The 544-nt window shown below is 76.3% G+C and carries 1 protein-coding gene; it reads right to left on the minus strand.

The features are described from left to right. Positions 1-544, minus strand: a 544-nt coding sequence (locus AC2W7G_RS18290; protein ID WP_485869686.1) for a LacI family DNA-binding transcriptional regulator, incomplete at both ends; no start/stop codon positions are given.

A 544-nucleotide genomic window follows, 5' to 3' on the forward strand; every position in this document is an offset into this window, starting at 1 on the left:
GTGCGGCGGCCGCGGCGCAGCAGGTGCTCCACGGCGACCCGTGCCCCGGACCGGTTGTCGACGTCGACGTAGGACGCCTCGGGCCAGCGCTCGGACCGGCCGCCCAGCACCGTGGGGATGCCGCGGGCGCTGAGGTCGACCGGCAGCGCGCCGTCGTCGTGGATCGACAGGGCCAGGACGCCGTCGACGTGGGCCGGCGACAGGAAGGCGTGCAGCCGCTCGGCCTGCTCGGCCGACTGGACGAGCGACAGCACGAGCTGGCGCGAGGCGTCGGCGAGCTCGGCGGAGATGCCGCGCAGGACGCCGGCGAAGAACGGCTCGCCGAAGATGCGCTCCTCGGACTCGGCGATGACCAGCGCGACCATGCCCGTGCGCCGCGTGACCAGGGCGCGGGCCGCCTGGTTCGGGACGTAGCCCAGGTCGGCCACCGCCTGGAGCACCGCCTCACGGGTGCGCGGCGAGACCTGCGAGGAGCCGTTGATGACGCGCGACGCCGTGCCGCGTCCGACGCCGCCCGCGCGGCGACCTGCTCCAGGGTCGGCGG

It is taken from the genome of Aeromicrobium sp. PFPM2_SD2 (assembly GCF_057364525.1).